This is a genomic window from Bacillus sp. LQ01, assembly GCF_057624735.1.
Genome location: NZ_JBYEZL010000002.1, coordinates 149,094 through 163,895, shown reverse-complemented (window position 1 = coordinate 163,895; position 14,802 = coordinate 149,094). Strand labels below are relative to the sequence as shown.

Annotated in this window: 14 protein-coding genes; 4 read left to right on the top strand and 10 right to left on the bottom strand. The window is 36.9% G+C overall.

Annotation, left to right across the window (positions count from 1 at the left end; all coding sequences use genetic code 11):
- Positions 1 to 62 precede the first annotated feature (62 nt).
- Both AC22L0_RS13185 and trmB read right to left on the bottom strand, forming a co-directional pair.
- Complete coding sequence (locus AC22L0_RS13185) at positions 63 to 917, bottom strand: YtnP family quorum-quenching lactonase (protein WP_061654602.1); 855 nt, start codon at positions 915 to 917, stop codon at positions 63 to 65.
- A gap of 69 nt (positions 918 to 986) precedes the next feature.
- On the bottom strand, positions 987 to 1,640 hold the full coding sequence (gene trmB, locus AC22L0_RS13180; RefSeq protein ID WP_001239385.1) for a tRNA (guanosine(46)-N7)-methyltransferase TrmB: 654 nt from the start codon (positions 1,638 to 1,640) through the stop codon (positions 987 to 989).
- A gap of 228 nt (positions 1,641 to 1,868) precedes the next feature.
- On the opposite strand from trmB, the gene AC22L0_RS13175 reads away from it, so the two are divergent.
- Positions 1,869 to 2,147: a YtzH-like family protein gene (locus AC22L0_RS13175; protein WP_001122235.1), complete on the top strand. Its 279-nt coding sequence runs from the start codon at positions 1,869 to 1,871 to the stop codon at positions 2,145 to 2,147.
- Positions 2,148 to 2,150: 3 nt separating this feature from the next.
- On the opposite strand, the gene AC22L0_RS13170 is transcribed toward AC22L0_RS13175, so the two are convergent.
- The 4 genes from AC22L0_RS13170 to pepV all read right to left on the bottom strand — a co-directional run bounded on the left by AC22L0_RS13170 (position 2,151) and on the right by pepV (position 7,584).
- On the bottom strand, positions 2,151 to 2,948 hold the full coding sequence (locus AC22L0_RS13170) for a phosphotransferase family protein (RefSeq protein WP_001986674.1): 798 nt from the start codon (positions 2,946 to 2,948) through the stop codon (positions 2,151 to 2,153).
- 227 nt (positions 2,949 to 3,175) lie between these two features.
- Positions 3,176 to 5,317 (bottom strand): type I pullulanase, encoded by a 2,142-nt coding sequence (gene pulA, locus AC22L0_RS13165; RefSeq protein ID WP_000921745.1) that lies wholly within the window; start codon positions 5,315 to 5,317, stop codon positions 3,176 to 3,178.
- A gap of 211 nt (positions 5,318 to 5,528) precedes the next feature.
- The gene (gene thpR, locus AC22L0_RS13160; protein ID WP_087967215.1) at positions 5,529 to 6,074 is read right to left on the bottom strand and encodes an RNA 2',3'-cyclic phosphodiesterase; all 546 of its coding nucleotides are present in this window, start codon (positions 6,072 to 6,074) and stop codon (positions 5,529 to 5,531) included.
- 103 nt (positions 6,075 to 6,177) lie between these two features.
- Positions 6,178 to 7,584 carry a dipeptidase PepV gene (gene pepV, locus AC22L0_RS13155; protein ID WP_001274251.1) on the bottom strand — a complete coding sequence of 469 codons (1,407 nt, stop codon included), beginning with the start codon at positions 7,582 to 7,584 and terminating at the stop codon, positions 6,178 to 6,180.
- Positions 7,585 to 7,941: 357 nt separating this feature from the next.
- On the opposite strand from pepV, the gene AC22L0_RS13150 reads away from it, so the two are divergent.
- A complete protein-coding gene (locus AC22L0_RS13150) occupies positions 7,942 to 8,163 on the top strand; it encodes a DeoR family transcriptional regulator (protein ID WP_000805512.1) in 222 nt (73 codons plus the stop codon).
- Between the two features lie 79 nt (positions 8,164 to 8,242).
- Here the strand turns inward: AC22L0_RS13150 and AC22L0_RS13145 are convergent, their stop codons facing one another.
- Positions 8,243 to 8,971 carry a pseudouridine synthase gene (locus AC22L0_RS13145; protein WP_001234947.1) on the bottom strand — a complete coding sequence of 243 codons (729 nt, stop codon included), beginning with the start codon at positions 8,969 to 8,971 and terminating at the stop codon, positions 8,243 to 8,245.
- Between the two features lie 41 nt (positions 8,972 to 9,012).
- Complete coding sequence (locus AC22L0_RS13140) at positions 9,013 to 10,665, bottom strand: putative polysaccharide biosynthesis protein (RefSeq protein WP_001284029.1); 1,653 nt, start codon at positions 10,663 to 10,665, stop codon at positions 9,013 to 9,015.
- A 294-nt stretch (positions 10,666 to 10,959) separates the two neighbouring features.
- Here AC22L0_RS13140 and AC22L0_RS13135 point away from each other — a divergent pair, with 294 nt between their 5' ends.
- Positions 10,960 to 12,231, top strand: coding sequence for a BaiN/RdsA family NAD(P)/FAD-dependent oxidoreductase (locus AC22L0_RS13135; protein ID WP_000558859.1), 1,272 nt, complete (start codon positions 10,960 to 10,962; stop codon positions 12,229 to 12,231).
- 305 nt (positions 12,232 to 12,536) lie between these two features.
- Complete coding sequence (locus AC22L0_RS13130; protein WP_001228022.1) at positions 12,537 to 13,976, top strand: MDR family MFS transporter; 1,440 nt, start codon at positions 12,537 to 12,539, stop codon at positions 13,974 to 13,976.
- 29 nt (positions 13,977 to 14,005) lie between these two features.
- Here AC22L0_RS13130 and AC22L0_RS13125 read toward each other — a convergent pair whose 3' ends face one another.
- Both AC22L0_RS13125 and AC22L0_RS13120 read right to left on the bottom strand, forming a co-directional pair.
- Positions 14,006 to 14,329: an ArsR/SmtB family transcription factor gene (locus AC22L0_RS13125; RefSeq protein ID WP_000098837.1), complete on the bottom strand. Its 324-nt coding sequence runs from the start codon at positions 14,327 to 14,329 to the stop codon at positions 14,006 to 14,008.
- Positions 14,330 to 14,761, bottom strand: a complete 432-nt coding sequence (locus AC22L0_RS13120; RefSeq protein ID WP_087967211.1) for an SRPBCC family protein — start codon at positions 14,759 to 14,761, stop codon at positions 14,330 to 14,332.
- Positions 14,762 to 14,802: the final 41 nt, after the last annotated feature.

Genomic DNA, 14,802 nt, shown 5'->3' with positions numbered 1-14,802 from the left:
GACAAAACCCGACAATAAAAAAGAGGCTGCTCCAATAAATATGATGGAACAACCTCCTATTTTTATGCTTCTATACTCGTTTTCCGTTCTATTTTTTCTACGATATGCCCTTCCTCATTCCACTTCACAGCGCGATAATATGCGTCATGGTAAAACGTAAACCATGCCTCTTTTTCAGCACCATACTTCATCCACTTTTGCTTATTTTCAATCGAGGTCATCGGATAATCGTCGTATGCCATTACCCATAATACATTTTGATGTGCGTGCGTCGGTAATAGGTCTGCTAAATGAAGCATCGTTTCCCCATGGCTTTCTAAAGCAATAACTGCATGTCCATCACTATGACCACCTGTATGCGCCATTTTTATTTCATCTGTAATTTCTATTTCTTGCTGGAACGTAACAACTTGATCTACAATCGGCTCCCAATTTTCCTTCCAATATGTATTACGGGATCTAATATTTGGGTTCCTCATTTCATTCCACTCTGTTTCACTTACGTAAACTTTCGCGTTCGGAAACGCTGGTACAAGGTGATCACCTTCCCATTTTGTTAAACCAGATGCATGATCAAAATGAAGGTGCGTCATTAAAACATAGTGAATATCTTCTGGCTTTAATCCTAGTTTTTCTAATGATTCATAAACCGATGATTCTTCTGTTACACCTTGATTCCGCTTCATCTTCTCATTCAATTTACCGTTTCCTATTCCGGAATCAATGAGCATATTTCCGTCTTTCGTTTGCAAAAGTAACGGATCTGTTCGTAAATAAATATGATTTGTATCATTATGTTTATACTTACGTGACCAAAGTACTTTCGGCACAACACCAAACATCGCTCCCCCGTCTAAATGTGTATTCCCGCCTTTTAACCACGTTACTTTTATATCTCCAATTTGTAACTGTTCCATTACACATCCCCCTTTCAATTAATCTTAACATAAAATTCTGATTATTTTAGATGTAAAAAAACCTATGCATTACTGCATAGGCTCTGTACGATATTTTGCTTCAACTCGGTAAATACGATGACCTTTACTAGAGAATTTCTCTTCGTATTCAGTCATGATGTTACCTTCAAAGTCGCTGTTATGAAGATCTAAGCTTAAGTACGTTAGTAACATACCATACTCAGCCATACTCATAAGAGAATATTCAAATAGACCTTGGTTATCTGTTTTGAAATGAATTTCTCCGCCTTCTACTAACACTTCTTCGTAATTACGTAAAAATGTTTTATACGTTAAACGACGCTTCGTATGACGTTTCTTTGGCCATGGATCTGAGAAGTTTAAATAAACGCGATCAATTTCACCTTTCGCAAAGAAAACTGTTAAATCTTCAGCATCTTTATTAATTAACTTTAAGTTTGGTAATTCTTCTTCAATTAATTTATCAAGTGCATCTACAACAACACTTGTGAATTTTTCAATTCCAATATAATTAATATGTGGATTCGCTTTTGCCATATCATACATGAAGCGGCCACGACCTGTACCTACTTCAATGTGAATTGGTTGTTCGTTTCCAAATACTTCTTTCCAGCTACCAGCGCGCTCCTCTGGGTTTCCGATTACGATATGTGAATATTCATTAATTCGATCCATTGCATACGGTTTGTGTCTTAAACGCATAGATGTTTCCCTCTCTTTACATAGCTATTTTAAAGGAATAATTCCTTCTTTCTTTTTTAATCAATCTACCAAACAAAAAACCAAGTACGTACGAGCACTCGGTCCGTTTCTTTCAAGTATAAGATGTACCATTTTGATAAAAACTACATACAGCATTAAACATTCCATGACGAAACAGCTTTTTCTCTTACATTTGAAGAGAAAAACAATCGAAAGGATGATCCGTTCATGCCAATTAATCAACAACATCAATTAGAAGTGCTGAAAGATATTTTAGTCAACCACCAAAGTGATTGCTGCGGGACAGTTTCAGAATGCGAGCAATTAGAGCGCCTCATTCAATCGTTACTCGCAAACGATAATATAAGTAGTGACGCTAAAACAATGCTAAACGATGTATATTCTTATAGTCAATCGGGTAAATCTTCCTCTAATTTGGACAACCATATTTCCAATAATCAAGAACAACTTACTCAGTGGATTGCTGGAATGGACAATTTTTCTTAAGTATTATTCTGAAGCAAGTAGTTGCTGTAAATATTGATGCCAATATTCAGCTTCTGCTTGCTGTTTTTTTGTTGTATGCCATTGAATAGACAAAATCGTTTGTGCTATCACATACCATCTCATACGCCTAAGCAGCGATTCATCCATTTCAATATCATAATAACCGAGCCACTCACTCCACTCCTGGCGCGGAATGTACCAATATAATAACATACCGAGGTCTAGAGCTGGGTCAGCAATTACAGCTCCATCCCAATCAATTAAAAACAATTCATCTTCATCCGACAATAGCCAGTTGTTATGGTTTACATCACAATGGCATACAACGAATTCATTGTATTCAATAGCTTTTAATGAATCCATTAAATATTGAAGGCCTTGCTGAATTGTTTCATCATCCCTTATATCTCCTCTTAAAACGAGTTGCAGTTGTTGTAATAACTCTTGTGCGTGAAGCGGCTGCTTCCCAAGTCTTTGAATCATCTGTACAAGCGCTTTAGAGGAGTGTATTTTCTTCAAAAGTTTCGCAACACGTTCTAGTTTCATATCCTCTGGCTCTAGCTTCTGTCCCGGAAGCCATTTTTGAGCAGAAATTACATCACCATTCGTTACCCTTCTTGTCCAAAGTAATTTTGGAACAATTCCTTCTGCTGACAATACCGCTAAAAAGGGCGATGTATTCCGCTTTAAAAATAACTTCTGTTGTCCGTTTTGCGCAATATATGCATCGCCCGTTACTCCACCAGCCGGTACAAGACTCCACTCTTTTCCTAATAATTGTTCCAACCATTCCATATTCATTACCCGTTAACAAATCCTTATCTTTTATAGTTATGAAAAGAAAAACCGCAACAGTTCTACACACGTTGTGGATTCATATATTTTACTGTAAATGAAAAGAAAAATTAGCCTAAGCCAAAAATTCTCTATTTTATTTTACAAAACCTGTCATAGAATGACAACTTATCAAAATCGTCACCTTTGTCAATTCTACATTTATTACATTCTCATCGTCAAGTAGCGATTTGTCACATTATCGTCAATATATACGTGCTAATTGGAGCGAGCCTAAGTTCCTTTCCTCTAAATGAAGAAATTGGCTCTATTTTCGCTTCGTTTTCGTTTACTAACACATGCCACGTTGCTTCTTTCGGAAGTTGCACAGTTTTAGCTTCTAAACCGCTATTAAATAAGACGATAATCTCTTTCCACGGCCCAAACGATTCTGCATGCTCTAGGTGATATGCAAGTACTTCTGTAGATGTTTGTAAAAAAGTCATATGTTTTTTTATAAGGTCTGCATTTTGTAATCGGAATGCCCCATGCTCTTTACGAATCGCAATTAAACCTTTTATATAGTTAACGGTCTCTATCTCTTTCTCTTTTTGATCCCAATCTAATTGATTGATCTCATCATTTGCATTATAACTATTTTCATTTCCTTTCTTCGTACGATAAAACTCTTGCCCTGCGTGTAAGAAAGGAATGCCTTGTGAAAGAATAACCATTGCGCTCGCTAATAGGTGACGTTTTTTCAAAATCGTTTCTGATTCTTCATTACTGCGCACTAGTTTATCCCACATCGTCATATTATCATGACATTCTACATAGTTAATGCTTTGCGCCGGCTCTAAAAACAGCCCTGTTTCTTTCATACTTAAAAGACTTCCTGCTGCAATATACTGCAAATGATTACAGTCTACATGCCCACCAAATGCAAAACCACGCTTATTTATATGAAATGTACTCCCTTTTATCCCATCACGAAATTGATCATTAAACTGCGCGATATGTGGCATTTTCTTCGCATTATTTAACGTTGCTTTTTCCTCAAGAGGAAGCGGTGTTTGTAAATCCCATCCTTCTCCTAATAACAAAGCATCTCGTTTTATGTTTCGCACTTCTTTCTCTATCATATTCATTGTATCAACATCTAAAATTCCCATTAAGTCGAATCGGAATCCATCGACATTGTATTCAGTAAGCCAATATAAAATAGACTCTACAATGAATTTCCTCATCATTTTCCGTTCAGACGCTACATCATTTCCGACTCCCGTCCCATTAGAAGGCATACCATCTTCACCATGACGAAAATAATATCCTGGAACAAGCTTCTCAAATGATGATAGCTCTCTTTCATAAACATGATTATATACAACATCTATAATCACCCTAATACCTTGTTCATGAAATGTTTCAATTAGTTGTTTGCACTCAACTATCCTGTTATACGGATCAGAGGGGTTTGTAGCATAAAATCCTGTTGGTGCATTGTAATATAATGGATTATATCCCCAATTATAGGCGGACGAAGGATTCGCCTCATCTACACCACCGAAACAATATAAAGGTAATAATTCAACATGCGTAACGCCTAAATCTTTTATATGAGACAAACCTGTCAATGTCCCATTTCGTCCTGTTGTTCCTTCTTCCATTAGCCCTTTATACGTCCCTTTTTTACTCACTCCACTGTTCGGATGAATAGTAGCATCACGAATATGCAATTCATACAATATGGCATCTGTCATTGCTTGTAATGGTGGTAATTGCTCTCGTTTCGTTACAGTCGTCTTTTCTAAATCGATAACAATGCCATACTTTCCATTTACAGTCACTGACTTTGCGTAAGGATCCACCGCTTCGTTCCATATTAAATTAATACAAACAAGAAATGTATAGCGTGCTCCGTCTAAATCACCTTGTAATGTTTGAATCCAAACTCCGTTTTCTCCCCTGTACATTTCATGATCGGTATATTCTTTATCACTCTTATAAATTCTTACTTTCGCAAGCCTTGCAGTTGGGGCCCATACTTTAAATGTCGTTTCTTGTTTTTGATACACAGCACCTAAATCTGTACCTTCGTAATAATACTTTTCATCGAAAATTTTTGTTCGAATAACAGCACCTATTTGTAAATCAGTTTCTTCATTCCGTTCATCTCGTACTGTATAATACTTCCCCACATCTAGCGGCTCTTCTATAAAGCACTCATACTTCGTTGCATCTGGAAGCGCAATAGTATGAGCAATCGGTAAATCTTTCACATTACTTCCTTCTTGCAAACGAAATGTCCGACTTGTTCCATACGCATGTGGGAGCAAAATTGTAATTTTATTCATTTCATCTAAATAGGCATCAAATGGACGTTTTACTTTCAACATAAAAAAATCACCATCATTCTCAAAGTTAAAATAAAGTGAAACTTTAATGAGCGAGAAAATTTTTCCATCCTCACTTATTATTAGCCTTGACCAATTAGGCGAGATAAAATGAGCTGCAAATGATAAGGCTTTTCTTATCAACAAGACTCTATACAGTAACTCCATTCTTCTCTATAGTATATTCACCTGCATAAAAAACGTTTTCAACATTCTATTTTTGTAATTTTATTTCAGCAATCGATTTATACTTCGGGGTTTCTTTCACGTGGGATTCGTATAAAGTAATTGTATCTGCTTGAAATGATATTTCAGGCACTTCTTTTATACTTTCTAAACGAAACTTTTCTTCTCCTATCCATTTACGAGCAACGGTAATATGCGGGTGATACGGGCGTATTTCTAGAGAAAATCCATTTTCTTCACAAATGGCATGTACTTGCTTTTGCAACTGAAACAAATCGTGATTCTCACTTACCTTCGCCCAAAAAATACGGGGCTGATTTTCCCTACCAAACGTTGAAAAACCTTGTAACGTGAACGATAGTTCTTTTGTTTCTGCAACTGTTTGTAATCCATTTTTTATTCCCTCTAATTGTTCCTCCGTTGCACTCCCTAAAAATGAAAGGGTAATATGATAGTCTTCTTTATGTACCCATGAACGAAATTGTAATTCCTCTTGCATGTCCTTTTTATAGTTATACAGCATTTCTTTTATATGATTCGGTAACGTAATTGCGACAAAATAATGCAGTTCCATGTACATCTTCTCCTTCTTTCTATTGTTGCTTTTCTTTCTTATCTCATTCAGGTAAAAAGAAGCCGCTCTCCAAAATAGAGAGCGGACATTATTTATATATCCATTACTTCGCTAATTCATGAATTGCTTGCGCGTAAATTGCTGTTGCTTTTAATAAGTCTTCAATTTCGATATACTCATCTTTTTGATGTGCAAGTTCTTCTTTTCCAGGGAATAGCGGGCCAAATGCCACACCAGCTTTTAATGAACGAGCATAAGTACCGCCGCCGATTGCTAATAGTTCTGCTTTTTCACCTGTTTGTTCTTCATACACACGTTGTAACGTACGGATTAATACGTGATCTTTATCGACGTGATGTGGGCGAGAATTAGAATAGTCAGCCACTTCAAAACCATGCGTACCAACATATTCTTTCAACTTCACAATTGTTTCTTCAAAGTTAGTTGTAACTGGGTAACGTACGTTTAGCCCTAAGTTACCACCGTTTTCTTTCGTATAAGAAATGCGACCGACATTCACTGTTAACGGACCGCTAATTTCATCTTTATAAGCAATAGTAGCTTTTTCACCAAAAATATCACCAGTAAATGTTTCTGTTGCAAATGTCGCAAATGCAGTTGCTTTTCCATCAAGTGAAACTGTAGTTAAGAAGTTTGCTAATAATAAACCTGCATTTTCACCTTTTTCAGGAGTAGATCCGTGCGCTGAAATTCCTTCTATTTGCAACGTCACTGCATTTCCTTCTATAGTCGATTTCCCTATTTTTTTAGCAGTTTGTAAATACTCTTCATATGCTACTGTAAGTGCATTTACATCTTCTCCTGTAATAACCGCTTCTGCAAAATCAGGAACCATATTTAAACGGCGCCCTGAATCAAATGAAACAAGTTCATATGTACCTTTTTTCTCTTCACTACCATTTTGCACAACTTGTATGTCAGAAATTCCTTTTTCTGCATTAATAATTGGAAAGTCTGCATCTGGTGCAAAACCGATTGTTGGCATTTCTTCATTTTTAAAGTAGTGATCTACACATTTCCAATTACTTTCCTCATCTGTTCCTATAATCATACGAACACGTTTGGAAAGAGGTAAGCCTAATTCTTTCACAATTTTCATCGCATAATATGCTGCCATCGTTGGGCCTTTATCGTCAATTGCACCACGTGCAAAAATCTTTCCATCGCGAATATCCGCACTATATGCAGGAGTCGTCCAGCCATCTCCTTCTGGTACAACATCAACGTGACAAAGAATGCCTACTAACTCTTCTCCTTGTCCCATTTCAAGATGACCTGCATATCCTTCTAAATTTTTAGAGGCAAAACCTTCAGTTTCTCCTTTATGTAACATGAAAGATAAAGCTTTTTCTACACCTTCACCGAATGGTGCGCCCTCTTTCGCCGATTCTTCTTCCCATACACTTTTAATTTGTAAAAATTGTTGTGTATCACGAATTAAATCATCTTTTCGTTTCGCAACTTCTTCTGTCCAATTAATTGCTGACATCACGCATCCATCCTTCACTATATTGTTTCTTTCATCATAACAAACCGAAATCTCTTATGCCATACACGAAAACTAAATACCGAACAATTGTAATATTTCAGATATTTCTTATTAGTTTTTCTTTTATTTTTTCAAAAAAATTTGCAGGAATTTGGCGTTTTACGTAGAATTTTATGTGTTAGTTGACTGACCATATATACAATGTCAACTACCAATATTTTTCTATATGAATATTTGTTAAATTTCTGTAAAATTTAAGTAGATTAAAGCATGAATTTTATCATGTAGAGTACAATGGTAGTAACGACCTTCTTTCCTGAATGGGGTCAAAAAAACTAGTAGAGGAGTGGTTTTCTCTTGAAACCTACAACTACTCGTATGCTAACACGCATTAAATCAATTTATATGTACATCAATGAAAACGGAACGGTAACGACGAAAGACCTTGTAGATGAGTTCGGGATCACACCGCGAACGATACAACGTGATCTAAATGTGTTGCAGTTTAATGAACTCGTGTATAGCCCTTGCCGCGGTAAGTGGACAACAACAGGAAAGAAAGTGAGAATGACCTCATAATGAAAAATAATTGTATGTAAATAAATACATACCCCTTTCTAATAATTAGAAAGGGGTCTTTTCTGCGCCTATAAAGGTACTACTTTTCAGTATCTACTTGATATGTTTTTAACATTTCTACTTCTTCATCTGTTAGCTCTCGGTATTGTCCAAGTTCTAGTTCTTCATCTAATACTAACGGACCCATCTCTGTTCTCTTTAGGTAGACTACTTTTTTCCCTACCGCTTCAAACATACGCTTCACTTGATGGAATTTCCCTTCCGTAATCACAAGCTCAATTTCAGAAATATCATCGCTTTTCAATATTGTAAGTGCACCTGGCTTCGTTTCATAGCCATCATCTAAAATAACACCTTTAGCAAACTCTTTTACATCCTCTTCTGTTACTACTCCTGCAACGTGTGCATAATATTTTTTCGGCACATGCTTTTTCGGAGATAATAATTGATGTGATAACTTCCCATCATTTGTTATCAATAAGAAACCTTCCGTATCGATATCAAGTCGTCCAACTGGGAACGGATCAAAGATTGCATCTTCTAATTCTAATAAATCTATTACTGTTTCATGATTATCATCTTCCGTCGCTGAAATAACACCTTGTGGTTTATGCATCATTAAGTAAACAAATTCTTTGTATTCCACAACTTCACCGTGAATCATAACTTCTTGCTCTTCTACATTTACATGAACTTTCGCATCTTTTACTGGCGTTCCATCAATTTTCACAACGCCGTCTTTCAATAATTTCTTTACTTCTTTTCTACTTCCATATCCCATATTTGCTAATAATTTATCTAATCTCACGTTTTTCACCTTCTTTATTTATCATAGAAAAGGGGACGTAATTACGCCCCTCTTGATTTCAACTTTATTTTAAATCTACTACCAAGTTTACGTTGAATTTTATCTAATGCTTCTCCGCCAAATACTCTTTCAAGTACTCCTGTGCGAATTGCTAACAATCCGTAAACAAGACCGCCAATACCTGCACAAATTGCAACTGTTATAAGAGCACCAATACGGCCATCAGGCGAAATCATGAAGGATAGAAGCCATTGTGATAGTTTTACAGCAACGACCATTATAAGTGTTAGTACTGCAATTTGGAATGTTCTTTTATATACAACACCGAATGAATAGTGTGCGTATTTTTTAATTTGTTGATTTGTGTACCAAACAGAAGCTAAGAAACCAACTGCTGTTGCTAGAATTGCTCCTACTGTACCGAAATAACGAATAAAGATTACGTTACATACAAATTTCAAAATAACGCCCATTATAAGCGCAATAATCGCATGCTTCTGCTGGTTAATACCTTGCAGGATTGCCGCTGTTACTGTAAATAAAGCGAATAACAACGCAACTGGTGCATACCACATTAATACTTGTCCACCTAGTGGATCTGAATCGTAAAACGCAGTATAAATTGGATATGCCAGTGAAGAAATACCGACAACTGCTGGCAATGTTAAAAACATATTCGCCTGGAATGTTTGTGTAATTTGCAATTTCAAATAGCGGTATTGTTTTTCAGTAAATGATTTTGTAATTGCTGGTACAAGCGTTAAACTAAACGCTGTTGCAAGTGATACAGGAATCATAATTAACTTATGCGTCCACATTGTGAAAATACCGAGAGCTCGCTCTGCGATATCACCTTGACCAATCGCCTGCATAATTGAGTTAAATGTCAATGTATCAATTTGTTGATATAAAGGAATTGTTAACCCAATTACAACGTAAGGAATCGCATATGCAAATAACTCTTTAAACAATTGAACGGTGCTTACTGTTGATTCTGGTACAGTTTGTTCAATTAGATATTGATCCAAATATTTTTTACGTTTTAACCAGTACCAAATTAACACACCGAGTGCTCCAACCGCTGAAACGAACGCAGCAAATGTCGCTACTCCAACTGCTGTTGCAACTGTACCGCCAAGTACTTTAATAACGATAAAACTACCTGCTAATAAAAAGACGATACGAATAATTTGTTCAATAATTTGTGAAACGGTAGTTGGTCCCATAGACTGGTGACCTTGGAAATAACCACGAATTAAACTCGCTGCTGGTACAACAATAAGTGCGAAACTTACAAGACGAATAATCGTCGTAACTTCTCCTACATTATTGTGTATACTTTGTTTACCAAGCATCGCTTCTGCAAACAATGGCGCCGTCATGTACAGTACTAGGAACGAAAGAACTCCTGTTACTATCATCATAACCATTCCCGAGCGGAACATTCTCCGGCTCGTTTTATAATCGCCAAGCGCATTATATTTGGAAACAAATTTTGAAACAGCAAGTGGCACACCTGCCGTTGCGATACTTAAAAAGATCGTATATGGAATGTATCCATATGTATAGAGCGTTCCGCCTTCTGTTCCTACTAATGCATGAAACGGAAAGACGTAAATCATGCCTAAGAACTTTACTAAAAATGTCCCTAGCGTAACAATAAGCGTTCCGCGCAGAAATTTCGAATCGGACATACAAAAATCCTCCTACATCTACATAAAGTGAAACTATAATTAGTTGGAGACTTCTCTCCTACTCCTTATTAGTTGAACCATTCGAGCATTTACAGGCTAACAGACTCCCTATTTACTTCTCCTAAATCTTGAGGTTTTAGTCTTATCGCCTACAAATGGCAGGATAGTGCTGAACTCTAACTTTTGTATTGTACCACAATTCTCTCATTAAGCAGTACTTCACTCTATTTTTCTTTTAAGGGAAAACATGCTATTCTTTTAGGCAGGAAATGTAGAAAATGAGGTCGATATATTATGCATTATGATGTTATTGTCATCGGCGGCGGTCCTTCTGGGCTAATGGCTGCAATTGGTGCTGCAGAAGAAGGCGCAAATGTCTTACTTCTTGATAAAGGAAATAAACTTGGGCGTAAACTTGCAATTTCTGGTGGCGGACGCTGTAACGTAACGAACCGTCTACCACTTGATGAAATTGTTAAACATATACCAGGAAACGGTCGCTTCTTATACAGCGCTTTTTCTATTTTTAATAATGAAGATATTATTACATTCTTCGAAAATCTTGGTGTTAAATTGAAAGAAGAAGACCATGGTCGCATGTTCCCTGTGTCAAACAAAGCACAATCTGTTGTAGACGCACTTTTAACACGATTAAAAGACTTAGGTGTAAAAATTCGTACAAATACGCCTGTTGAAACGATTGAATATGAAAATGGTCAAACGAAAGCAGTTATACTGCAAACAGGTGAAGTGTTAGAAACAAATCACGTCGTTATCGCTGTTGGCGGAAAATCAGTTCCTCAAACTGGATCTACTGGAGACGGATATGCTTGGGCTGAAAAAGCGGGTCATACAATCACAGAATTATTCCCAACAGAAGTACCTATCCTTTCAAACGAGCCGTTTATACGTGACCGCTCATTACAAGGTCTTGCTTTACGTGATATAAACTTAAGTGTATTAAACCCGAAAGGAAAAGCTATCATTTCTCACAAAATGGACATGCTCTTCACTCATTTCGGCCTATCTGGACCCGCTGCTCTTCGCTGTAGTCAATTCGTCGTGAAAGCACTGAAAAAGTTTAAAACGAATACAATACAAATGAGTATTGATGCATTGCCAGAGGAAAATAGTGAGCAACTATTTCAGCGCATGCTGAAACAAATGAAAGAAGATCCGAAAAAAGGAATTAAAAACGTTTTAAAAGGTTATGTTCCTGAACGTTACTTCCTATTCTTATTAGAAAAAAATGAAATTGACGGCAGCGAACAAGCTGGACAAGTTTCTCACGAAAAGATTCGTGCACTTGTGAAAGACTTTAAAGAGTTTACTGTGAATGTAAATGGTACGCAGTCAATTGAAAAAGCATTCGTTACTGGCGGCGGTGTATCCGTGAAAGAAATTAACCCGAAAGAAATGTCTTCTAAATTTACGAACGGCTTATATTTCTGCGGAGAAGTTCTTGATATTCACGGTTATACTGGTGGCTATAATATTACATCAGCCCTTGTTACTGGTAGAATTGCCGGAACGACAGCTGGAGAAAACGCGAAAATGCAGTATTAAAAAAAGAAACAGGGATTCCTGTTTCTTTTTTTTATAGGTACATGAAATTATATGAGCAATTCCACAAATATATCAGCGATTCCACAAATATATCAGCGATTCCGCAACTTATATCGGCGATTTCCCAAATTTATCAGCGATTCTGCAACTTATATCGGCGATTTTCCAAATTTATCGACTTACCGACAAGAAGCGACAAATATCTGCTCCATGTAACTTTCCATTGCTTTTTTGTTGCTTTATTTACCTTAGTACCTTTATATTTTATATTGTTGAATATTTAAAAAAGGGTAAGGGGAAAACAAATGAGAAAAAAAGTCATGATGTCTTTAATGTTAATGACGTTTCTTTCTGCGGTAGAAGGAACGATTGTTAGTACAGCAATCCCTCGTATAACGAGTGATTTGTCAGGCGTCGAACTTGTTAGTTGGGTATATGCAATTTATATGCTTGCAACAGCTGTTTCGACTCCAATATACGGAAAGCTCGCTGATTTATTTGGCCGTAAAAAAGTTTTACTGATCGGAGCTACAATCTTTTTAGTCGGTTCTGCACTTTGCGGCGTCGTTACATCGATGGAACAATTAATCTTTTTCCGCGCGCTTCAAGGTATCGGTGCTGGTGCTGTTATGCCAATCACAATGACGATTATTGGAGACTTATATAGCGAAGCGAAAGACCGCGCGAAAGCACAAGGTTGGATGAGTGCCGTTTGGGGTGTATCCGGTGTTATCGGACCGTTAGTAGGTGGATTTTTAGTTGATTCCCTTTCTTGGCGCTATATTTTCTTCCTAAACGTTCCATTCGGAATTATCGCTTGCTTAATGATTGCAATTTACTACAAAGAATCTATTAAACCTGCTAAGCATCATATCGATTATCTTGGTGCAACAGTCTTCTCATTAAGTACAATCGCTCTACTATATGCATTATTAACAGGTAGCAGTAAGCAAAACTGGGGAGACATGACAATTATCGGCCTATTAATCTTTGCCGCTATTTCATTTATTATTTTCTTATTCATCGAGAAAAAATCTCCAGAACCATTAATTCCGCTAGCACTTTTCTCTAACCGTACATTATCTACGATAAATATATTAACTCTTATTGCTGGCGCAATGATTATTAGTATTACAATGTACCTTCCAATTTGGAGCCAAGGTGTATTAGGGAAAAATGCTACAGAAGCTGGACTTATTTTAATGCCAATCCCTGTTATGTGGACATTTGGCGCTATTTTCTCTGGTAACTTAGTAGGCAAATTAAAAACGAAACAAATCATTTTACTTGGAGCTAGCATTTTATCAGTCGCTACGTTCTTATTATTTACACTATCAACAAATTCACCATCGTTCCTTATTTATGTAGCAGTCGGATTATTCGGCTTAGGAATGGGGCTTGTGACACCGATTTACATGGTAACAATTCAAGCAGCCGTACCAGCTCATACACGCGGAACAGCCGTTGGTTTAAACACATTTATTAATACATTCAGTCAAACGTTAGGTGCTGCAATCTTTGGAACAATCTTTAATACGATGATTCATGCACGCGGCATTAAAAACCTTGATCTTGTATCTGGTGGACACGGCGGGACTACAGCAAGTGTAGCCACTGAATCACAATCCGCATTAGCTGCAAGTGTACACGTTATTTATATGAGCACTTTCGTATTAGCAGTATGTACATTAATTATCGGTTGGCTTTTATTAAAGCCAGCTACACAAACAAGTGAGCAACAATAAAAAGGATGACCATTTTGGTCATCCTTTTTTTATTCTTCATTCTCCACAATATGTTTCAGCATGGATAATTTATTATCCCAAAAACGTTCATAATATGAGAGCCACTGTTGTAATTCTTCTAATGGTTCTGGATGCAAACGATATATCTTCTCTCTTCCGCTTTTTCTTCCACTTACTAAATTCGCTTCCGAAAGAATATGAAGGTGCTTTACAACCGCAGTACGACTCATCGGAAAATGATCCGTTATTTTGGAAATCGGTAACTCTTTGTCACTTAATAACCGTATTACTTCTCGGCGGGTTGGATCAGCAATTGCTTGAAATACATCATATTTCGCTGCTGACGAGGACACTTAGCCTTCGACAACCTTTTTCAGTTTTTCATTTACAATCGCTACCCAACCACCGCTCATTCTATCGCGAATAATAGAGCTCTTCGCATTTGCTTTCGGAAGAATTTCATCAGGATGTTTCCAGCCGCCGTGAATTAACGTAAATTCTGTTTTGTTATCTCCTAAGTCTTTCAAATTAAATGAAACAACCCAGCCATCTGTATCCCATGAGAAAGATAAACGGTTTGGCTCATCAATTTCTAACACTTTACATGGTGATGGCCCAAATGGTGATTGCACATGAAATTCATGTCCTACCTCTAATACAAAATCATTTGGCATAAACCATGACGCAATCCCTTCTGCAGTTGATACTACACTCCATACCTTTTGAATAGACGCGTTAAAAACGATTGTTTGTTTAATATCATTTAATGTATTTTGTTGTTCCATTTTCATTCTCCTTTACTCGGCGTTACAACATAACACCTTTT